The organism is Clostridium sp. K04 (assembly GCF_019734375.1).
Taxonomy (GTDB): Bacteria; Bacillota; Clostridia; order Clostridiales; family Clostridiaceae; genus Clostridium; species Clostridium saudiense.
Map to the genome: position 1 here is coordinate 1 of NZ_JAASHD010000042.1, position 21,414 is coordinate 21,414.

At 26.4% G+C, this 21,414-nt stretch carries 22 protein-coding genes; 4 read left to right on the forward strand and 18 right to left on the reverse strand.

Annotated elements, in window-relative coordinates:
* Positions 1-76 precede the first annotated feature (76 nt).
* The 9 genes from HCG70_RS14585 to HCG70_RS14625 all read right to left on the reverse strand — a co-directional run bounded on the left by HCG70_RS14585 (position 77) and on the right by HCG70_RS14625 (position 7,082).
* A complete protein-coding gene (locus HCG70_RS14585) occupies positions 77-757 on the reverse strand; it encodes a DUF624 domain-containing protein (RefSeq protein WP_042399868.1) in 681 nt (226 codons plus the stop codon).
* A 162-nt stretch (positions 758-919) separates the two neighbouring features.
* The gene (locus tag HCG70_RS14590) at positions 920-1,528 is read right to left on the reverse strand and encodes a DUF975 family protein (RefSeq protein WP_042399871.1); all 609 of its coding nucleotides are present in this window, start codon (positions 1,526-1,528) and stop codon (positions 920-922) included.
* Between the two features lie 89 nt (positions 1,529-1,617).
* Positions 1,618-2,064 carry a GNAT family N-acetyltransferase gene (locus HCG70_RS14595; RefSeq protein ID WP_042399874.1) on the reverse strand — a complete coding sequence of 149 codons (447 nt, stop codon included), beginning with the start codon at positions 2,062-2,064 and terminating at the stop codon, positions 1,618-1,620.
* A 23-nt stretch (positions 2,065-2,087) separates the two neighbouring features.
* Positions 2,088-2,966 (reverse strand): DUF4097 family beta strand repeat-containing protein, encoded by an 879-nt coding sequence (locus HCG70_RS14600; protein ID WP_154820410.1) that lies wholly within the window; start codon positions 2,964-2,966, stop codon positions 2,088-2,090.
* Between the two features lie 149 nt (positions 2,967-3,115).
* Complete coding sequence (locus HCG70_RS14605; protein WP_042399881.1) at positions 3,116-3,307, reverse strand: hypothetical protein; 192 nt, start codon at positions 3,305-3,307, stop codon at positions 3,116-3,118.
* A 119-nt stretch (positions 3,308-3,426) separates the two neighbouring features.
* Complete coding sequence (locus HCG70_RS14610; protein ID WP_042399884.1) at positions 3,427-4,293, reverse strand: nitroreductase family protein; 867 nt, start codon at positions 4,291-4,293, stop codon at positions 3,427-3,429.
* A 226-nt stretch (positions 4,294-4,519) separates the two neighbouring features.
* Entirely contained in the window at positions 4,520-5,335 is an 816-nt protein-coding gene (locus HCG70_RS14615; RefSeq protein ID WP_221697910.1) for an ABC transporter permease subunit, read from the reverse strand.
* A gap of 1 nt (position 5,336) precedes the next feature.
* Complete coding sequence (locus HCG70_RS14620) at positions 5,337-6,224, reverse strand: ABC transporter ATP-binding protein (protein ID WP_042399889.1); 888 nt, start codon at positions 6,222-6,224, stop codon at positions 5,337-5,339.
* Between the two features lie 72 nt (positions 6,225-6,296).
* The gene (locus tag HCG70_RS14625) at positions 6,297-7,082 is read right to left on the reverse strand and encodes a YdcF family protein (protein ID WP_055274936.1); all 786 of its coding nucleotides are present in this window, start codon (positions 7,080-7,082) and stop codon (positions 6,297-6,299) included.
* A gap of 179 nt (positions 7,083-7,261) precedes the next feature.
* On the opposite strand from HCG70_RS14625, the gene HCG70_RS14630 reads away from it, so the two are divergent.
* Both HCG70_RS14630 and aspD read left to right on the forward strand, forming a co-directional pair.
* A complete protein-coding gene (locus HCG70_RS14630) occupies positions 7,262-8,131 on the forward strand; it encodes a methionyl aminopeptidase (RefSeq protein WP_042399892.1) in 870 nt (289 codons plus the stop codon).
* 258 nt (positions 8,132-8,389) lie between these two features.
* Positions 8,390-10,006, forward strand: coding sequence for an aspartate 4-decarboxylase (aspD, locus tag HCG70_RS14635; protein WP_396021004.1), 1,617 nt, complete (start codon positions 8,390-8,392; stop codon positions 10,004-10,006).
* 98 nt (positions 10,007-10,104) lie between these two features.
* Here the strand turns inward: aspD and HCG70_RS14640 are convergent, their stop codons facing one another.
* Together HCG70_RS14640 and def are read right to left on the reverse strand one after the other, a co-directional pair.
* The gene (locus HCG70_RS14640) at positions 10,105-10,920 is read right to left on the reverse strand and encodes a nitrilase-related carbon-nitrogen hydrolase (protein ID WP_243277115.1); all 816 of its coding nucleotides are present in this window, start codon (positions 10,918-10,920) and stop codon (positions 10,105-10,107) included.
* A gap of 81 nt (positions 10,921-11,001) precedes the next feature.
* The gene (gene def / locus HCG70_RS14645) at positions 11,002-11,466 is read right to left on the reverse strand and encodes a peptide deformylase (protein WP_042399901.1); all 465 of its coding nucleotides are present in this window, start codon (positions 11,464-11,466) and stop codon (positions 11,002-11,004) included.
* Positions 11,467-11,604: 138 nt separating this feature from the next.
* Between def and HCG70_RS14650 the strand changes: the two genes are divergently transcribed.
* The gene (locus tag HCG70_RS14650) at positions 11,605-12,345 is read left to right on the forward strand and encodes an NAD-dependent protein deacylase (protein ID WP_042399905.1); all 741 of its coding nucleotides are present in this window, start codon (positions 11,605-11,607) and stop codon (positions 12,343-12,345) included.
* 61 nt (positions 12,346-12,406) lie between these two features.
* Here the strand turns inward: HCG70_RS14650 and HCG70_RS14655 are convergent, their stop codons facing one another.
* The 4 genes from HCG70_RS14655 to HCG70_RS14670 form a co-directional block, all read right to left on the reverse strand.
* Complete coding sequence (locus HCG70_RS14655) at positions 12,407-12,874, reverse strand: hypothetical protein (protein WP_042399908.1); 468 nt, start codon at positions 12,872-12,874, stop codon at positions 12,407-12,409.
* A gap of 117 nt (positions 12,875-12,991) precedes the next feature.
* Positions 12,992-14,062, reverse strand: a complete 1,071-nt coding sequence (locus tag HCG70_RS17705) for a GDSL-type esterase/lipase family protein (protein WP_042399911.1) — start codon at positions 14,060-14,062, stop codon at positions 12,992-12,994.
* A 221-nt stretch (positions 14,063-14,283) separates the two neighbouring features.
* On the reverse strand, positions 14,284-15,861 hold the full coding sequence (locus HCG70_RS14665; protein WP_154820406.1) for a MutS-related protein: 1,578 nt from the start codon (positions 15,859-15,861) through the stop codon (positions 14,284-14,286).
* 176 nt (positions 15,862-16,037) lie between these two features.
* Positions 16,038-16,262 (reverse strand): YgjV family protein, encoded by a 225-nt coding sequence (locus tag HCG70_RS14670; RefSeq protein WP_042399913.1) that lies wholly within the window; start codon positions 16,260-16,262, stop codon positions 16,038-16,040.
* A 195-nt stretch (positions 16,263-16,457) separates the two neighbouring features.
* Here HCG70_RS14670 and HCG70_RS14675 point away from each other — a divergent pair, with 195 nt between their 5' ends.
* The gene (locus HCG70_RS14675) at positions 16,458-18,233 is read left to right on the forward strand and encodes an LTA synthase family protein (RefSeq protein ID WP_195953063.1); all 1,776 of its coding nucleotides are present in this window, start codon (positions 16,458-16,460) and stop codon (positions 18,231-18,233) included.
* An 84-nt stretch (positions 18,234-18,317) separates the two neighbouring features.
* Here the strand turns inward: HCG70_RS14675 and HCG70_RS14680 are convergent, their stop codons facing one another.
* From HCG70_RS14680 to HCG70_RS14690, 3 genes are all read right to left on the reverse strand, one after another.
* On the reverse strand, positions 18,318-19,256 hold the full coding sequence (locus tag HCG70_RS14680; RefSeq protein WP_221697912.1) for a glycoside hydrolase family 43 protein: 939 nt from the start codon (positions 19,254-19,256) through the stop codon (positions 18,318-18,320).
* Positions 19,257-19,285: 29 nt separating this feature from the next.
* A complete protein-coding gene (locus tag HCG70_RS14685; RefSeq protein WP_042399920.1) occupies positions 19,286-20,224 on the reverse strand; it encodes a transcriptional regulator in 939 nt (312 codons plus the stop codon).
* Between the two features lie 294 nt (positions 20,225-20,518).
* On the reverse strand, positions 20,519-21,412 hold the full coding sequence (locus tag HCG70_RS14690) for a carbohydrate ABC transporter permease (RefSeq protein ID WP_078061356.1): 894 nt from the start codon (positions 21,410-21,412) through the stop codon (positions 20,519-20,521).
* Between the last annotated feature and the right edge of the window lie 2 nt (positions 21,413-21,414).

Here is a 21,414-nt window from a genome sequence, read left to right on the forward strand (position 1 = left end):
TATAAAATTTTGAACAATTAAAAAGGAGTTGTATTCAGACTGAATTTATTAATTCAATCTGATACAGCTCCTTTTTTTATTTTGAATATTTTTCTTTTAACTCAGCATCTACATCTTTTAAAATATTTTCTTCCATTCTTAAAATAAAATAGCATACTGCACTCCCACCAAACAACACTGCAATTAATGAAATGTTAGTAAAGCCTACTATAGCTACACCTATTATTAAGATTGATATATTAGTTAATGTTATATATAACTTTTTAAATACTAATCTGGTGGATATCTTAAATATATCAATTGTTTTTGCGTTTATTCTTGATAAGATTGGATAAACATATAAGCATATTGCTCCCATAAATATAGCTAATGCAATTAATATATAAGAAATAAACTTCATGTTACTTAAAAAAAATAATCCTATGTCTACATAACAAACCATTAATATTATATTTATAATGGCTGCAATAAATATACCTTGTCCAAAATTAAGTTTATAAAAATGAATGAAATCTTTCGTGGCATTTTCTTGTTTATCATTCATTGCTCTACCTGTAACAGAAAACATTGTTGACAGCGCTGGACCTAGTACTATTCCTATAAATGTTAATATTGGAATAGATAAATTTTCACCTGATAAAAAGAAATAAAGTATAAATGGTGAAATACTTACCAAAAACCATATATTAGTTATAAAAAGATACATTAATTTGCTAGTCAATATATATACCCTATTATCACATGCTTCTTTTGCCATGATATCACCCACCCTTTGTAAAATTAGTAATTGTAGATTATATTTTTTATAATTATACAAATTTTAAAGGATATTTTATACATTACTTTTTTTATATTAAATACATAAAAAATTAGAGGTTATATAATTTTAAATTATATAACCTCTAATGCCTTGACTTTATTAATTATTTTTTATACTTAAATAAAAATTAGTTTCAGTTACTTTAACATATGGTGCAACCCAAAGCCCTGCAATTCCAACGGTTATTGCTGTAAGAAGCCACCATCCTATAAATGTTAATTCTAAATAAAATAAGTCCCACTTATGGCCATTCATCATATCAACACTTTCTTTTATGCATTGTGTTATAGATTTGCTAGGATCTTCAGATAAAATATAATAGCTTTGAGAAAACATAAGTCCAACAATTATTCCCGGAACTATAAATAATATAGTACCTATACATACAGATAATGTAATAAGTATATTTAATCCTAGTGTTTTAAGATAAATATTAAATTGAGAAAATAAAGTTTCAAATCTTGGCTCTTCTCTTTTAGTCGTCATATCTAATAAAAATTTACAAAGCCCTACTGAAATAACGCCCCCAAGGAATAATGATATTAAACTGCATGATATACTTAATCCTATCAAACCAAATTTTTCACTAACCTTATACATTACATCTGAATCGATTAATATATTAGCAACTAGTACAGTAGCAATTGCCACTGCCCATTTTCCTCTTAACTGCTCTTTTGCATTTGCCTTTAATTCTGCTGTATTCATTTTTACTTTCACCCCCTATTCCTTTATATGATATATATAAAGTTCTTATTCACTTTATAGCTATTTAATTATATATAGTCTTCTATAATTTATTTTTCATACTCGTAAATATAATAATTACATTCATCCATACCAATATTTTTATATGTTTTTTGAGCAACATAATTTTCCTTCTCTACATATAATCTTATTCCACAAATATCTTTATCATTATCACAAATATCTTTTATATATTTATATAAGTTTTTAAATATACCTTTTCCTCTAAACTTCTTATCAACATATACACTTTGAATCCATAAGAATGTTCCATTTCTCCAATCGCTCCATTCAAAAGTATACATTATTTGACCTACAACCTGTCCCTCTATTTCACATACATGATAAATTCCCTTAGTTGAATCTCTTAATATTGCTTCAACGCCCTTAGTTACTGTATCCATATTTAGTACTTTTTCTTCTGTTTCAAGTGCTAAGTTATAGTTATACTTTGCTATTATATTTACATCTTCTATGGTTGCTTTTCTTATTTTCATTATAACTCTCCTTGTTTGCTTATTTATTTTTTATTATTATATTTTGCATTAATGTTTTCACTAGCATTACTCGTACTTACTTCTAAAATATCTATTACAAACTCCTTATCTTTTAAATTTTCTAATGTTATTTCTGCATTTGATGTATCTAACTTTAAATTATTTGCATAGCATTCATATGCTTCTATTTCTCCATTAGAAGTATCTAGTACAACTTTGTTACCTCGACATTCATTTACCTTAATTTCCCCATTTGATATATCTACCTTTATTTTTTTTCCATTTATATTATTTAATATTGCCTCTGAATTACTTGAATCTAAAATAATATTTTCTGCAGATACATTTAAAACTTCAATTCCTCCATTAGATGTATCAATTTTTATATCTTCTTTAACATTAACATTTTCTACAATTATTTCTCCATTACTTGTATCCATATAAATATTGTTCGCTTCAATATCATTTAAGATTATTGCTCCATTAGAAGTATCAGCATCAATGCTTGCTATTAGCGTACTTGGTATTTCTATTTTTATATTATCTCCTTTAATATTCCATTTAAATAGTTCCAATTTTTCTTTTTTCTCTATTATTATATCATTACCTTTTTGATTTATTTTATATTGGCTATTATCATTATTAGTACATTGAATTTTTATTTCCTTTTCATCAGTTTTTATAATCTCTAAAGATGCATTAGGTGCATCTATATTAAATTTAACAAGATCATCATTTGGTATAAATTCTTTTAATATGTTCCACTTTGAACTAGTAATATCTTTTTCATCAAATATATCTTTGCCTTTATTTAATGTCCCTTTCACATTAGCAAATATTATTGCCCCAATTACAACTATAACTACCAACCAAGCCGTTATAATTTCAAACTTTTTATTCATTAAACACCTCACATATCATTTACTGGCACCTAATTAATATATTAACATACTGTAAAATATTTGTTAATATATTCCTACAACGGAGTTTATCTTGCAATATTTAAAAGATATATTAAAAATAAAGGAGCATATACTCATATGCTCCTTTATTACTTCATTTTATTTAATGATTTTTTCATATTATCTACTGCACTTTTAAATTTATCTTTTGCTTCATCGCCTAACTCTTCTACTTCATTAATTACATTGCTAATTTCATCAGCAATTTCTTGAGATAATCTTCCTTGCTTGATTTTTTTATTAATTTTATTAATTTTGTTTTCTAATTTTTCAAAAGCCATAATTAATAACCTCCACTGTATATAAACTATATAATTAATCCTAAAATTATTTTATCCAAATTATTTATTTACATACATTAAAAGTATTTCTAACTATACTTATAGATATTTTCTTATATTTATCTCTTTTGTTCCTCTTTAATCCAAGTAATAATATACTTATAATGCTTTGGTACCTCTTCAATTTTAGGATCTATTACTTTAAATCCCCCATTTATTCCAAGTTCTTTACAAGTTAAATCAAAGTGACACATTGCAATTCCTAAATCTATTTTGTTAATATCATATCCTTCTTTAGCTTCCTCTTTATCATTAGAAATAAAAAAATGAAAATCATCTCCATGCTTTACTATTCTCCAAGGTTGTTTATTTAAAGCTGATGGGGCCAATCTTACATTTTCTAATGCATCTTTGAATCCATCTAAAGTAGCATGTTCAGTTAAGGGGCATGAAAAATCTCTAAAAAAGAAAATTTTATTCCATGGCTTTCTATAATCACAATTTGAAAATCTTCTCATTGTTTTTTCTACAAAGCTTTTATTTTCACTTTCATATCCGATTGGTGATATTATAGGTAAAATTTCTCCTGATTCAACTTCCATTGCCTTAGCAAATTGTCCTTTTTTAAAAGTGCCTCCAATCCAACAAGTACCTAACCCCAAAGCTGTTGCATATAAGACTAAAGATTCCATTTCATATCCTAATTCTTCTAATGCAAATTCCCCTTCCTTTATCTTTGCTGCAATGAATTTTGTTGCACCTTTTATTATTCCATATGTTCCAAGTTTAGCTCCATTAATATGTTCTTTAGAATCAAGTATTTTAAATACTACCTTTTCATCAAAAGGTCCACTTAGGGATTTAATATATTCATTAAGTTTATTTAATATTTCATCTGGTATCTTTTCAGTATTATATGTTCTAACTGATTTTCTTTTAGTTATTATTTTATTTATATCCTCATTAAATATAAACTTGTTACTCATACCGTCTACCCCCTTTCAAATCATTTATAACAAAAAACTTTTACATATTTAATATTAATCTTTATTAATATTTTTATTCATTTACTTTCCATATTATTAAAAATACCACCATTTTTAATTTATAATTGGTGGTATTTCCTTAAATATTTATCTAAAATTAAATTTATCAAATTATAATTAACTAAAATATGCTTATTTATTTTTCTCAAATTGAATTATCATCAACTTATATATTATAATCTTTCTTATTATATATTATATAAGTTCCAGCAAGTGATATTATCATTATACCTAATCCTATAATAATATACTTTTCTTCAAATCCATTTTTTATTACATTTGATGGAGCAGCATAATCAAACGGAGATAAATATATGAATCCACTTAATCTATCTTGAAGCTTTGAAAATATTCCTAATATATAACTTGCAAAAAATATTTCTAATGCTATTGATGTAGCTTTCTTTGCAGACTTTACAAAAACTGATATTAAAAAACCTATTGTCATAAATACATATGAAATTAAAGCCATTCCTAAATAAATCTTATTTATATCTGTAATCACTGATACAAATTTTACATCATCCGGTTTAACGATTATAGTTGAAATTATAGTTATAATAAAAACTATAATTATAAATATAAAAAGTATAAATGCATTAGCTAAAATCTTTGCTGTAACTATTCTACTTCTTGTAACAGGTTTAGAATATAAAAATTCAACAGTACCTTCACTTTCCTCCTTAGCTAAAGATGATACTCCAAGTATTGCCGCATATATTCCACCTGCCATTACTATATATTGAAGAACATAAGCAGAAAAATCAGAAATATTACTAAAATCAGTGGCTCCACTTATATTAAAAGCTTCTAAAAATGCCTCTGGAAGTGATTCTAATTTTGATCCTACTAACTCTTGCATTCCCATCTCCTTCATACTTGGAAAGAATAACATAAACATTACAATTAAAACACTACACACTAAAGCCCAAATGATATTCCCCTTAAATAACCTTTTAAATTCAAAATTAAAAATATTCATATTATCTTACTCCCTTGCTTTCATAATAATTCATAAATGTATCTTCAAGTGTTTGTTCACTAATTAATAATTTACTTATTTTATATGCTGAAAGCTTCTTAATCAAACTATCTACATCATTACTATAATTAAAAACAAATTCATTCTTTTCTTTAGAAATAACTTGTCCTCCTATTTCTTTTATTATCTCTTCATTTATTTCTTTGCAGCTTAAAACTATCTTTAAAGCTGCTTTTTTAGCTAACTTTTCTAAAACTACAGTGTCAATAATTTTACCCTCTTTAATTACCGCTACTCTATCACAAAAATTTTCCACTTCCACTAGGTTATGAGATGAAAAAAATACTGTAGTTCCTTCTTTATTTGCCTTTTTTAATAATTCAAATAACCTTTTTTGAATTAATGGGTCTAATCCATTCGTAGGTTCATCTAATATTAATAACCTTGGTTTGTGAATTAACGCCTGTACTATTGCAACCTTTTTCTTATTTCCTAAAGAAAGCTCTGACATTCTTTTCTCAACATCTACTTCTAACAATTCATAAAGTTTATCAACATCTTCTTGATTAATTCCATCATAAAAACTACATGAATATTTAATTATATCTTTGACCTTTATTTCATCATAAAATTTAACTTCACTAGGTACATATCCTATTTGCTTTTTAATATCTTTACTTTGCTTTACTATATCCATCCCTAATATTTTTCCACTTCCCCCTGTTGGAAAAATAAAATTTAATAATGTTCTTATTGTAGTAGATTTCCCAGCGCCATTTGGCCCTACAAATCCAAATATTTCACCTTCTTTTATTTTCAGATTTATATCTATTATCCCTCTATTTTTCCCGTAGGACTTTGATAAATTACTTGTTTCAATAATATACATTTACTAATTCCCCCTTAAATTTTTATAAAAAATTGAGAAGATTTATTTAATATAACCTTCTCAATGTTCTTATTATCTTTTAAATACAAAAGCCTTTATTACTCCAAAAAATTCTCTAACATAAAACACTATAGCCGATACTTTATGAGATGGAGCCGGATATCCTAAAGTATTAATCCCAACTTCTTTGGCTAAAAATTTTGCTCTAAACATATGAAAATTATTAGATATTACAGTAACAGTAGGATCTTTTACTTCACTTTCCTCATCTAATATTTTCTTTGTATATAAAAAATTTTCATATGTATCAGTTGATTTATCTTCCATTATAATTTGACTTGAATCTACTCCATTATCAACAAGGAAATTCCTCATTGCACTAGCTTCACTAATCTTTTCCCCTTCACCTTGCCCTCCAGATACAATTATCTTTACATCAGGATATAATTCATGAAAATCTAATGCTGTTTCTAGCCTATATAATAATGATGTACTAATTTTTGTTCCCCTCAGTCCTGCTCCTAATACCATTAAATAATCTGGCTTTTCCTTATCAACATGATGACCATTATATATTATAAGACCTTCTACACTTATAAATAAAACTAATCCTATTGTAAATAATATAGTAACTATATTTCTTATTATTTTAGGAATCTTGCCCCAAATATTTATTTGGAACTTTAATTCTATAAAACTATAAATAATTAAAACTATTCCTAGCATACAAAACATACTAGAAAATGCTATAAATCCAAACATTAATTTTAAAACTAAATAATACAAAACTAATATTATACCTATTATCATAAAAGCCTTGTATATTAAATTACTTTTTCCAACTAAGCTTTTTTTCATTTTCATTACCTTCCATTTCATTCCTCTCTAGTTATATTATAAAGTATCTTTATAACATAATTAAATAGTTTTTAATTAAATAAAATTGCATATATCATATATTTATATTATTAGTTTTCCTTTTTATTAATAAAGTAATATAATAAAAATATATAAATAGTAACAAGGAGATAAAAAATATGAACTTAAGTAGAAATGACCACTGTTGGTGTGGTAGTAATAAAAAGTATAAAAACTGTCATTTGGCTTTTGATGAAAAAGTCCACTCTTATAAATTAAAAGGTCATGTAGTACCACCTAGAAATATTATTAAAACACCTGAACAAATAGAAAAAATTAAAGAAAGTGCTGCAATTAATACTGCAGTTTTAGATTTAGTGAGCAGTAAAATCAAAGCAGGAATGTCAACTGAAGAAATTAATACTATTGTTCATGATTACACAGTATCACAAGGTGCTATACCTGCTCCATTAAACTTCCAAGGGTATCCTAAAAGTGTTTGTACATCATTAAATGATGAAGTTTGCCATGGTATTCCTAGTGAAGATGTTATTTTAGAAGATGGTGATATAATAAATGTAGATGTTTCTACTATATATAATGGTTATTTTTCAGATGCCTCTAGAATGTTTATGATTGGTCAAGTACATCCTGATTTAGAGAAATTAGTAAGAGTAGCAAAGGAATGCTTAGATAAAGGTTTAGCAGCTGCAAAACCTTGGGGATTTTTAGGTGATATAGCTGAAGCTGTTCAAACTCACGCTGAAGCTAATGGTTACTCTGTAGTTAGAGAATTTGGTGGTCATGGCATAGGTCTTGAATTCCATGAAACACCTTTTGTTTCACATGTAGGTAAAAAAGGAACTGGAATGTTATTAGTTCCTGGTATGGTATTTACCATTGAACCAATGATAAATATGGGAAAACCAGATATATTTATAGATTCTGATGATGGTTGGACTACATTAACTGAAGATGGTTATCCTTCAGCGCAATGGGAGTATACAGTATTAGTAACAGAAACTGGAGTTGAAGTATTAACTCATTAAAATTAAGGTGCATGTATAATTGCACCTTTTTTTTATACCTTAAATACTTATAATATAATAATTATTTCCCCATTTTTATTAATTTAAATAAATTTCCAAGACTTTTATATCAATTTACTATTTTTTTTATATTTATTTTAACTTATTTTATTATATTACTAAAACTTATTTTTTCTATTTTAATTTCACTAATTCTATTATAAAATTAATACTTGCAAGAAATATTTCAGTGTTTATACATCCTGAAAGGAGACATTCATAATGAATACAGAATTAACTAAAGAAAACTTGAAAAATATTTATGGAACCGTAAGTCCATTTGAATTTAAAGATAAATTATTAAAATTAGCATCTTTAAATAATAATACAATTTTAGATGCTGGTAGAGGAAATCCTAATTGGACTGCTGCTGAACCTAGACAAGCATTTTTTACTTTTGGTCAATTTGCAATATTAGAAACTCAACGTACTTTAAACATTAATTCCTTAGCTGGTATGGTACAAAAAAAAGGTATTGCTAAAAGATTATTAGAATATATTAACACAAATCCTTCACTACCTGGAATTGATTTAATACAAAAAATTTATGATTATGGAATTAATAATCTTGGATTTAATGAAGATGAATGGATTTTTGAATTAGCTGATGGAATTATAGGTGATAATTATCCTGTTCCTGATAGAATGCTCGTAAATATAGAAAAACTTGTAAATAAATATTTACTTAAAGAATTATGTGGTGATATTAAATTTGAAAATAATTTTGATGTTTTTGGAGTTGAAGGTGGAACTGCAGCAATGTGCTATATCTTTGATTCTCTTGAAAAAAATCACCTATTGAATAAAGGTGACAAAATAGCTCTTATGACACCTATTTTTACTCCTTATTTAGAAATACCACATTTACCTCATTACAATTTTGATGTAATAAATATTCATGCTAATGAAGTTGATGAAAATGGTCTTCCTACTTACCAATACAGTGAAGATGATTTAAATAAATTAAAAGATAAAAGTATTAAGGCTGTATTTATAGTGAATCCAAACAATCCTGCATCTATTGCACTAAATGATGATTGTAGAAATACACTAAAGAATATTGTAACTAAATATAATCCTAATTTAATGATTATTACTGATGATGTTTATTGCACATTTGTTAATAACTTCAAATCTGTAATTAGTGATTTACCTTATAATACTATTGGTGTTTATTCATTATCAAAATATTTTGGTGTAACTGGTTGGAGACTTGGTGCAATAATATTAAACGAAAATAATATTTATAATAAACTTATAGGTGCGCTACCTGAAACACACAAAGACACTTTAAACAAACGTTACTGTCATTTATCTTCAAACCCTGAAGAATTATCATTTATGGATAGATTAGTTGCTGATAGTAGACAAGTTGCTTTAAATCATACTGCAGGTCTTTCAACGCCACAACAAGTACAAATGGCATTTTTCTGTGGATTTGCATTAGTTGATTTAGAAAATAATTATAAAAATCTTACTATTGATATCTGTAAAAGACGTAAGGAGTTACTATGTGAAGGCTTAGAACTTAAAGTTTTTAATAACCCTCATTATGCTTCTTATTATACTGAAATAAATATATTAGATTGGGCTAGAATTGAGTATGGAATTAACTTTGCTAAGTTTATTGAAGAAAATTACACACCATTTGACATTCTTTATGATTTAGCTAAAAATTATTCTATTATTTTATTAAATGGAGATGGTTTTGCATCTTCTAGATGGGGTTTAAGAGTTTCTCTAGCTAACTTAAATGATGAAAGTTATCTTGAAATTGGTAAAACTTTAAGATTTATTTTTAATACTTTAAATCAACATTGGGAATCTAGTAAATAAATTTTAAAACTTGACCATCAGAAAAAATTAGTAATCAACTTTTCTGATGGTCAAGTTAAATAAAACACATATGCTAAAATAAGAAAAACTATACTTTCTTATGATTTTAAAATATTTAAAATCATGAACTGATTGTATAATTGATTTTTTCTATCACTCTTAACAGGAAAAGATTTTCTCAATGCTATTATTTCCTTTAAATCAATAATCCCATAAATTATTCCCTCAACATTTTCTATACTTTCTATTACCTGACCATTAGGATCAATAATACATGAATCTCCAGAGTAATATAAACCATCTATTTTTCCAACACAATTAACACCAAGTATATAAACTTGATTTTCAATAGCTCTAGCCTTCAACAGTGTTTTCCAGTGTTCACTTCTATTCTGTGGCCAATTAGCACTAACAATTATAATATCTACATCATTTGAAACACATTGAAATATTTCTGGAAATCTTAAGTCATAACAAATAAAAGAAGCAAGCTTAGTGTTATCTATTGTACACTTCACTATTTCTTCTCCTGATAAATAATGCTTATCTTCATTACTAAAAGAAAAAGGATGAATCTTTATATAATCGGATATTATCTCACCTTTATAATTTATTATAGTAAAATGATTTTCTCCACTACTATTTATTTTTTTTACCCATCCAAATCCTACATTTATATTATTATCAATACATATTTTTCTGAAAAAATCTATGGTTTTATTCTCTTTCTCTCCTATTAACTCAACATTAATACCAAATCCTGTCAAAGTCATTTCAGGAAATAAACATAAATTTGCCTCGTTATTTTTTGCTTCTTTAACTTTAGCTATAATTTTCTTTTTATTATATTCTTTATTTTCAAATTCAATATTTATCTGACATAATGCAACCTTCATATTACTTTTTCCCTTCATTTACAATCACCTCTGCACCACATTGTATGACCACATTTTCCTTTAATAAAAAAGTGCTCTTTCAAGCACCTTTAAATTATTTTACTTATTATTCATCTTTAACCATTTAGTAACTTTATCTATAAAAAGAATTCCATCTAAGTGATCTATTTCATGGCAAAAACACTTTGCCATTTCTCCTCTTCCAGTCAAAATTATTTCTTCTCCATTTTCATTTAATGCCTTTATTGTAACTTTTTTAGGGCGAATTGTATTGCCATATTTATTAGGAATACTTAAGCATCCTTCTACACATTCTTGAATTCCCTTTTCTTCAATAATCTCTGGATTAACTAATTTAATTATGCCAGTTCCCATATCTATTACTACAAGCCTTTTTAATATTCCAATTTGCGGTGCTGCAATTGCTGCTCCATCTTCTGTATTATGCAAAGTATCAAGCATATCATCTAATATCATTCTTATATGATCATCAACTTCTTCGACTTTTTTGCACTTTTTCCTTAAAATCTCATCACCTTCATATCTAAGTTGTCTTAATGCCATTTTATTCACCTCTAATTTATTTCTACACTATATTGTACTCATTGCAAATATAAATATGAAAAAGTGATTAATGCATTTTATTTTTACATTTATTTGTGCAATAATAAAAATATAAATTATAAAAAGGCCGGTGATTTTATGACTGCTGAAATAGATAAGTTAACAAAAATACTAAAAGAAAGTAACAATATAGTCTTCTTTGGTGGGGCTGGAATGTCAACTGAAAGCGGAATTCCTGATTTTAGAAGTTCCAATGGATTATTTAATGAAAAACTTAATGTTACTTTTACTCCTGAACAATTAGTTTCTCATAGTTTTTATATAAGATATCCAGAAGAATTTTTTAACTTTTATAAAGCTAAACTAATATATCCTAATGCAAAGCCTAATGCTGGTCATATCGCATTAGCTAAACTAGAAGAAATGGGTAAATTAAAAGCTATTGTTACTCAAAATATTGATGGACTCCATCAAGCTGCCGGTAACAAAACTGTATTTGAACTTCATGGTTCTGTTTTAAGAAACTACTGCACTAAATGTCATGCTTTTTATGATGAAAAATTCATTTTACAATCTAAGGGAGTACCTACTTGTACTAAATGTGGTGGTAATGTTAAACCTGATGTTGTTCTTTATGAAGAAGGTTTAGATGATAATGTCATTAGGGGTGCAGTTAATGCCATTGCAAATGCTGATACATTAATTATAGGTGGAACTTCTCTTGTTGTTTATCCTGCTGCTGGACTTATTGATTACTTTAGTGGAAAGAATCTTGTTCTTATAAATAAGAGTTCAACTTCTGCTGATAATAAAGCTGATTTAGTAATTCATGATTCTATAGGTAAAGTTTTAAGTGAAGCTATAAATAAAATTTCCTAGGAAATTCATCGTAAATAAAACAATAGAGTCTAAATTTATAGACCCTATTGTTTTATTTATATTATTCTGCAGCTTTTTCTTCATCTCTGCATTTACATTTATTTTGATCTTTTGATTCATCTTTCTTAGACTCATCTTTGCATTTAGATTCGTCTTTCTTTTTTTCTTCTTTCTTAGATTCATCCTTACACTTAGTTTCTTCTTTTTTCTTTTCTTCTTTCTTATTGTCGTCCTTGCACTTCTTGTCTTCTTTTTCCTTCTTCTTCTCTTCTTTTTCTTTCTTCTTGCAAGGGTTTGAAGAAGTTTCTTCTATATCATCTTGAGAAGTTTTTTTGCACTTTTCATCTGAAGATTTTTCTTCTGAAGGTTCAGATGTTTCCTTAGATTTAGTTTGTTCCTTTTCTTCTGCAGGTGCTTCTACTGTAGTCTTACTATCACTTGAATTATTAGTTATAGTTTGAGCATAAGTAACACCTTCTACCATCATTAATGCAGAACAAATCAATAATGATATAACTTTTTTCTTCATACTTTTTTCCTCCAATATTATCTTTAGTTTATTATAATTACTCCTAAGTATTTCAAGCTTAGTATTACCATATTGAAAGAAAAATATGATTGTCCATATCAAATGTGGCCAAACTAATTATGATGTAAATAAACCCTTTTTAACCACTAATTTCTGAAATTTATACAAAATTGAGAAAATATTATTATCATAAACTAATACTTCTAGATTAGTTCCTGAAACCATTGGCGATATCTCAATTTCAAATTCACCATTCTTTTTTGCTTGAGTTGTTCCTACTGTCCCATTTTCAGATACAACAATTACATTACTACTTGGAATAGTTTTACCTTTAATATTATTGCTAGAAGTTGTAACTTTCTCTACTTCTAAGTTTACATAATCCTCATATTCAGAAATAACTTGAGTTGCCATCATTGCATGTCCAACTTTATTGGGATAGATTTTAAATTCATTATTTACAACATGAAAATTTAATTTTTCATCACTATTTAAAATGTTATAGCAATCAATGACTTTATAATCATATATGCTATAATTTTTTGTAATTACTTCATTAATAGCACTTATTTTTTCATTAAAGTAATCATATATATCTCCTTTTTTATTAATAGGATTATACACAGTATTTATATAAATATCTGCATCAGGAGATAACTTTTTTATTTGTTTAATTATATTAGTAAAATCTTTTTCAAAAACTTCTATTTCATTTATAACTTCTAAATTTTTTTCATCACTATTCAAGTATTCACTTACAATAGCCTCAAACATTTCTTCATCATATTCTTCTAGAGATTCGCTATCAATATTACTATATAAATTGTTCATAATTACATTTAATATATTATTTCCCCCTATAGATATAGTAATTAAATTAGCATCTTTTATTTCCTCTTTATTTAATTTTATTATGTCAAGTAATTCAGCTGATGTTATTCCTTCCATACTTAAATTACTATAAGCTAGATCTGAATTTAAAGCTTTTAAAAAATCTTTTATTAATGATACATAAGATACATCATAATAATCTTTACTTTCAGATGCAACCTCATCACCGAGAGCAACATATTTATTTATTCTCTTACTTGCATCTCTTCCATTTGCTTGAATTGAAATGGGTATAATTAAAAGTATTATTCCTATTGTTACTATAGCTATTATATTTAATTTGCTTATCTTTTTCACAATAACCCCTCCCTAAAAAAAACTCATATATTTATTATATAGCTTTTTCTCTAAAACTATAGCCTTTTTAGGTATTTTTTTCCATTAAATTTTCTTCATTTTCTTCTCTATTTTTCAATAATATAAAAAAATTCTACAATTCCCCTAAGAAAACATTTATACAGTTTTAATAAAAAAGGTTATATTAGCTAATAAAAACATAAACTAATATAACCATGGTTTTACATATATTTTTCTAAAGTTTCGGCTCTTAAATAAGATTTTTTAATTATTTCTTTTGGATATCCAATATAATCTAATAATTTAATAGCATTACGAGTTTTAGATACTCCTCTTTTTAACTTATAATCAAAGTTTAATCCCTTACTATCAACTTTTTCACTAAAATAGAAGAATTCATAATTATCCTTAAGTATGTCTGTAAGTTCCCTATCATGAGTTGCTACTATAGATATACTATCTTTACTATTTATATATTTAAGAATTTCAGCTGACGATGAAATTCTTTCAATAGGATTTGTTCCTCTAAATATTTCATCAATAGGACAAAATACTGGTAATTCCAAATCCAATGCTTTTATAATTCTAAGTAATGCTTCTGCTTCTGCCATATAAAAACTCTTTCCTAAAGTAACATCATCACTTGGACTAATAGATGATACTATGTTAAAGAAGCAAGCTTCATATTTTTTAGTTAAAGTGAAATTAAAAGTTTGAGCAAAAATCATATTTAATCCTATCATTCTTAAGAAAGTAGATTTACCTGACATATTAGTCCCAGTTAAAACTATTCCCCTCTTTTCAAATTTAATAGAATTAGCTACAGCATTTTTTACAAGTGGATGTATTCCATCAACTATATTGATATTTACTTCATCATTGAATACTGGCTTAGTATATTTACCTTTTATCTCTTCTTTATAAGAAGCAATTGATATATAACTTTCTATTTCTCCTACTAAATAATATAAATCTATAATTTCTTCTCTCTTTTCACCTAAAAGGCTTGCTACTCTGTAAAAAGAAGTTTCTTCTAATAAAAATGGTATAGTTAATACCTCAAAAACTCCTCCTCCAACGTTTGCCAAATGAATAGTTCTTGTAGCACTATCAATTGCCTTTAATTCCTTTAACAACTTTGATATTTCATCAGTATAATTTTTTATTTTAGGATTATTTATCTTTTGAATTTTTTTTGCAGAAATTATTATATTTCTTAAGTATAATAACCCTTGTGATTTAACATTCTTTCTTTCCTTATCATTAATAAAGACATTTACCCATAATAAACAAAAAGTAACAAGTAACCAGTATGGTTCCTTAAATAATATTGATAAAATAATAGTTCCAAGCATTAATACTCTTCCAAAAAAGATATATAAATAATATTTAGTTTTATTTTCCTCAAGAGGCTCCATTATCATATCTAAAAAAGTATTTTTTCTATCATAACCAAGCTTAAAATAAATCATCTGAAGCTTAGTTCTTAAATCACTATCACTTCTTAATTCTTCAATAAACTTATCTCTTTCATCTAACTTCTTTTTATCATGAAGTGGATTTCTAAGCATTTTATATAATATAGCTTCTCCAGCACTACTATATGTTCTATCAACCTTTTCAAATACTTCATCCATATTAAAGTCATCCCATGTTTGATCATCTAAAGTATATCCATCATGCTCTTCCATATCAAAATAGGTTCTTATATATTTAAAATTTCTTTTCTTTTTTCTTTCCTCTCCAAAATCATTTTTCATCATATCATACAAACCTAATATTGAATCCATTAACCCCATATTGCACCTCTTTTGCTTCTTATAGTTTGAAATAAATTTTAAGATTCCATTATATTATTATAAATTTATTTTAATTATACACTATAATCATATTTTATAATATAATTAATGGCATTGTACTTTTCATAATATATAAAAACGCCTCTAAAGCTTTATACTTTAAAGACGTTATATTGTTACTCTTTCGAAAATTTATATATGTAAAACATATTAACAAAGAATATAAATGTATTAATAATTCCTACCGGATAGGCTTTTACAATAAATCCATAAATTGCAAACAGCACACATCCAATTGAATTAATTATTCTAAGTTTTAATATATCAGTCATTAATAAAGATATTGCAATCATTATTGATGCTGCATATCCAACCCATTCAATTAATGGTATTCCAAACATAAAAATCACCTTCTTTTGTTAAAATATTTTTATTTTATACTAAGTTCATAAACAATGAATATATATTCAATTAAATTTCTCTTAATATTCTCTTAACACAATTACAAAATCTATCATTTAAGTATATAATATATTTGATATTCGTTATATATTAATATACGAAATATATTATTCGAAAGGAGTTATTATTCTATCATGAAAATAAACTACAAAAATATATTTAAATATTTACTGGTTATTTTATATCCATTAATGATATCTGTTTTGTTAGAATATAATATTTGTCAAAATTTCACTGAAACAATGACATTCTTAATAACAAAGCCAAATATCTTATTATTTAATATATTAATATCTGCAATACTATTTATACTAATTTTTCTTATCTTAAATAAAGCCTGGCTCTCAATGACAATTCATGGTGGAATATTTTATATTCTATCTTGCGTAGAATATTTTAAATATAAAACTAGCGGAAGTCACTTAGTTATTAGTGACTTAATAATGACAAAAAATCTAAGTGATGTTGGAAAATTTGCATCATTAAAAATTACTTATCCTTTAGTGCTTAATTTAGTAATTTTAATACTATATATAGTTTTTACCTATAAAAATAATTTAATTCTAGATTTTTCACTAAAAAAGCGTATTTACATTTGTGCTAGTATAAGTGCAATGTTAACTATAGCATTAACAACTTCCATCTCAGCAAAAGTATTTTCAGCATTTGAAATAGAAACTAATGTTGCTACTAATATATTAGAAAGTAACGAACAGTTTAGTGATATAGGATTTTTGCCGTATTTAGCAAAGACTACCTCTGAAAATTTAATGGATATTGTAAATCCACCTGAGAATTATAGTTATGATTCTATAAACGAATTATTTTCTTCTGAAAATAAAGATTCAGATGATAGTAAAACTACAAATTCAGATAATATAACATCTGATGAAAATAAACCTAATGTTATATTTATTATGTCTGAATCATTTAGTGATTTTAGAGTGTTTGATTCTCTTAATATTGATGAAGATATATACTCTGGATTCGACCAAGTAGGATCTGAAGGATATATAGGTAATTGTATTGTTCCAACCTTTGGAGGATATACAACAAGAACTGAATTTGAATTATTAACTGGTCTCCCAACCTATGCAATTAATACACCATCTGTTCCACAAAACTTACTAAAAAAGCAAGAAATAATCGATACAATACCTAAATACTTTAAAAATTTAGGATATTCTACTACTTATATTCATCCTTTTAGTAAAAGTTTTTATGATAGAGAAACTCTTTACTCTCAATATAGCTTTGATAACTTATACTTTGATGATAATATGACAGTAGAAACTACTAAATTTAGAAGGTATATTTCAGATGAAAGTGTATTTAATCAAATAAAATCAGTACTAGAATCAAGTGATAATCCAAGTTATATTTTTGCTACTACAATGCAAAATCATCAGCCTTACTACGAAGAAACTGCTGAAGGCGCTGATCAATTATCATACTATTTAGCCGGTATAAAAGAAACAAGTGATACTTTAAGAGAATTTACTAATTGGCTTAAAGATTTTGATGAGGATGTTGTTTTAGTATTTGTTGGGGATCATTTCCCATTCTTTACTCCTGATGATGATGTTTATAACAGACTAGGGGTTTCAGATGCTAATTCTGAATTAATCTATACTCAAAAATATATTATTTGGAACAATTATAATTCAAGCATTTTAGATAAAGATGATAAAACTATTTCAGCTTTTTATATTCCTTATGTAGTAACTGATATGATTGGCAGTGAAGATACAAAGTTTACTAGTACTATGAAAAGTATTATGAATGACTATCCACTTTACTCTCCAAGTGTTCAAAGTTCTAATGAGAGAAATGCTGAACTTGATTTAATCACTTATGATAGGGTTATCGGTGAAAACTATAGTAATGAAATAGAATCTAATAATAATTAATATATTTTTACATTTAATAATATTATATAATAAAAATAAACTTAGCTGGTAACTTTATAATTACCTGCTAAGTTTATTTGCACTTTAACTAAATATTATATTTCCATTATTATCATAACTTAATTTCTTAATAAAAGTATGTCTATTTGGATCATATAATGGATCTCCTACTATATCTTTATAATTTCTAGCATGATATACCAACATATCTGTTTTTCCATCCTCTGAAACAGTAAAACAACTATGACCTGGTCCGTATATTTCCTTTTCTTCATCAGTCTTAAAAACTGGTGTTTCTGATTTATGCCAAGAATCTTTATTTAATAAATCACTATTTTCATCAGCTATTAGAACTCCCATACAATAATTAAAATCAGTTGCACTTGCTGAATATGAAATGAATATCTTACCATTTCTATTTATAACAGCAGGCCCTTCATTAACAAGGAAGCCTATCTTTTCCCAATCATACTCTGGCTCTGTAATCATTACTTGTTTTCCTTCAATTGTCCAAGGATTACTCATTTTTGCAATATATAAATTTGAATTTCCACATATATTAGGATCTTTTTGAGCCCAAACTAAGTATCTAATTCCTTTATGTTCAAAAGTAGTAGCATCTAATGCAAATGACTCCCAATTAGTTTTTAATTGCCCTTTTTCTACCCACGATCCTTCTAATGGATTTTCACTTTCATTTTCTAAAACAAATATCCTATGATCAAATAATCCTTCTTTAGTTTCAGTCGTTCTAGCAGCTGCAAAATATACATACCATTTTCCATCGATATAATGAATTTCTGGTGCCCATATATTTGCACTTAACATTCCTTCTTTATGCTTTCTCCACACAGTTACTGCTTCCGATTCTGCTAATCCATTTATAGTTTTTGATTTTCTTATTTCAATTCTATCATATTCTGGAACAGATGCTGTAAAATAATAATATCCATCTGTATGTTTATATATCCATGGATCTGCCCTTTGTAATATAATAGGTTTTACGATTTCTTTAACTGCCATAATGACCTCCATTTCTAATACCACTCTTTTTACTCTTTAATTTTGTCGTATTCCAATTTCATTACAATATCTTGTGGATAATCTCCAAAACTCTTACCAAAAATACTTATCCCCCCGATATTTTTTGCTTCTTCCTTTATACCAATTTTTACACTTATATAATCATTATCTTCTAATTTAAATTCACTAATTTTTTTATCTGATAATTTCATATTATCAATATAAGTACCATCTTTTTTGATTCTCCAGTATTTCAAAAGCCCATATTGATTAATATTATCAGGCCACCATTGTGGATTATTTTTCCCTCTTCTTCCTCCAAAATCTCCTGGGCTAGTCCAAGTCCCTACTTCTATATCATTTACCCATAATGTTATATCTGAAGGCCAATCATTCCTATAAAATGGTGCTTCTGAACACATTTCAATTGAAAGTTCTAACATTGTTATATTAGAATTTTTTATAGATTCATATGGAAATTTATATTCTATATATCCTTTATAAAACCATAACAATTGTGCATTAACTTTTTCAGGATAATAAAAACTGCTTGGCTTATCAAATTTACCTATGCTTCCTTTCTCTCCGACTAATCCACAAGATGGTTTTACAATACAATCACTATAACTTCCTATTGGCATATTTATATATATACTATTTTCTAGTGCCCTACTTTGTTTACTATCTAAGTTAATAATTACATCTCTACATGATTTACTACTAACCTTCATCGAACCTCTAATTCCTGGTTGTAACTCTGTCATTACTAAACCAGCTTCTTCTAATATTTTAATATTCAAAGCTGTTGTAGATACTGGCATATCTAGCTTCTCCGCTATTTCATTTACATTTAAGCACCCATCATCTAATAACTCTAAAATATTAATTCTAGCCTCATTTGCTAATGCTTTAATAACACTAAGCATCTCATTTTTATCACTATAACTTAGTTCAATTTCCTTTAACATTCTGCGACACTCCTTCTTGTAAACACCACTTTTTAATTTTTATTAATATTAATCTGCAAGTAAATTACAAAGCGATTTAAAAAACTACTATAGTACACTAATAATTGCAAATCCAAGATGCTCAGCAAATATATTTACCCTTATTTTTTTCCTAATCTTATTACATTACAAGATGCTTTACCTAATTGAAAAGTAATAATACCCTCACTTAGTTAAATCTATTTCTGAAATCTTAAAATCTTTATTTATTATCATTTTAGCTTTTTTGCTCATAAGGTACCTTACTCTTCCGCTTTATCCCTTTACAGCTCCTGCTGTCATACCATCAACAAAGTATTTTTGGAAACATAAGAATATTATTAATACTGGAATTACTGAGAAGAATGATCCTACTATCAATAAATCATAGTTGTTTCCATATGGTGTTAGCAATGTATTTAAACCTATTGGTAAAGTAAATTTTGTATCTGTTTTTAAGACTAATAAAGGCCATAATAAATTATTCCAAGCACCCATAGTATTTAATATTGCCATTGCAGCAAATGCTGGTTTCATAATCGGAATAATAATTCTAAAGAATATACCATATTCTGAAGCACCATCTATTCTACCGGCACTAATTAAATCTTTTGGTATCCCTAATAGATATTGCCTAAAGAAAAATACTGTAGATGCACTAGTTATACCTGGCAATACGATACCCGTATAAGTATCAATAAGACCCATATCAATTATTTGACTATACATAGGCACCATTAATATTTCAAAAGGAACCATCATAACAAATAATACGCAAATAAATAGAAAATTTTTACCCTTAAAATCATACATTGCAAATCCATATCCTACTGCTGCACATACAAATAATGTAACTATTACTGATACTGCTGTTAAAAACAAACTGTTAAAGAACCATGTAAAATATTGATGCTGACCAGTAAATAAGAATATAAAGTTATCTAAGGACATCTTATCAAATTCTAACTTTAAGTTTATTCCATAACGTATTAAATCATTACCTGGCTTAAATGAAGAAATAACTAAAATGTAAAATGGAATAAGTATAATAACTGATAAAATTGCGAATAAGACAAATATCAATACTTGTAATGCTAAACGTTTCTTATTTCTTGTAACTTGTTTCTTTATTGGTTTTTCTATATCTCTTGATACTTCTAAAGTAGACATTG

Coding starts and splice junctions, on each gene's coding strand:
- HCG70_RS14685 (WP_042399920.1), bottom strand. CDS start 20,224: ATGTTAAAGGAAATTGAACTAAGTTATAGTGATAAAAATGAGATGCTT.
- HCG70_RS14655 (WP_042399908.1), bottom strand. CDS start 12,874: ATGAAGAAAAAAGTTATATCATTATTGATTTGTTCTGCATTAATGATG.
- HCG70_RS14680 (WP_221697912.1), bottom strand. CDS start 19,256: ATGGCAGTTAAAGAAATCGTAAAACCTATTATATTACAAAGGGCAGAT.
- HCG70_RS14630 (WP_042399892.1), top strand. CDS start 7,262: ATGAACTTAAGTAGAAATGACCACTGTTGGTGTGGTAGTAATAAAAAG.
- HCG70_RS14585 (WP_042399868.1), bottom strand. CDS start 757: ATGGCAAAAGAAGCATGTGATAATAGGGTATATATATTGACTAGCAAA.
- HCG70_RS14615 (WP_221697910.1), bottom strand. CDS start 5,335: ATGAATATTTTTAATTTTGAATTTAAAAGGTTATTTAAGGGGAATATC.
- HCG70_RS14665 (WP_154820406.1), bottom strand. CDS start 15,861: ATGGGGTTAATGGATTCAATATTAGGTTTGTATGATATGATGAAAAAT.
- HCG70_RS14675 (WP_195953063.1), top strand. CDS start 16,458: ATGAAAATAAACTACAAAAATATATTTAAATATTTACTGGTTATTTTA.
- HCG70_RS14610 (WP_042399884.1), bottom strand. CDS start 4,293: ATGAGTAACAAGTTTATATTTAATGAGGATATAAATAAAATAATAACT.
- HCG70_RS14590 (WP_042399871.1), bottom strand. CDS start 1,528: ATGAATACAGCAGAATTAAAGGCAAATGCAAAAGAGCAGTTAAGAGGA.
- HCG70_RS14595 (WP_042399874.1), bottom strand. CDS start 2,064: ATGAAAATAAGAAAAGCAACCATAGAAGATGTAAATATAATAGCAAAG.
- def (WP_042399901.1), bottom strand. CDS start 11,466: ATGGCATTAAGACAACTTAGATATGAAGGTGATGAGATTTTAAGGAAA.
- HCG70_RS14650 (WP_042399905.1), top strand. CDS start 11,605: ATGACTGCTGAAATAGATAAGTTAACAAAAATACTAAAAGAAAGTAAC.
- HCG70_RS14605 (WP_042399881.1), bottom strand. CDS start 3,307: ATGGCTTTTGAAAAATTAGAAAACAAAATTAATAAAATTAATAAAAAA.
- HCG70_RS14620 (WP_042399889.1), bottom strand. CDS start 6,224: ATGTATATTATTGAAACAAGTAATTTATCAAAGTCCTACGGGAAAAAT.
- HCG70_RS14625 (WP_055274936.1), bottom strand. CDS start 7,082: ATGAAAAAAAGCTTAGTTGGAAAAAGTAATTTAATATACAAGGCTTTT.
- HCG70_RS14600 (WP_154820410.1), bottom strand. CDS start 2,966: ATGAATAAAAAGTTTGAAATTATAACGGCTTGGTTGGTAGTTATAGTT.
- HCG70_RS14640 (WP_243277115.1), bottom strand. CDS start 10,920: ATGAAGGGAAAAAGTAATATGAAGGTTGCATTATGTCAGATAAATATT.
- HCG70_RS14690 (WP_078061356.1), bottom strand. CDS start 21,412: ATGTCTACTTTAGAAGTATCAAGAGATATAGAAAAACCAATAAAGAAA.
- HCG70_RS14670 (WP_042399913.1), bottom strand. CDS start 16,262: ATGTTTGGAATACCATTAATTGAATGGGTTGGATATGCAGCATCAATA.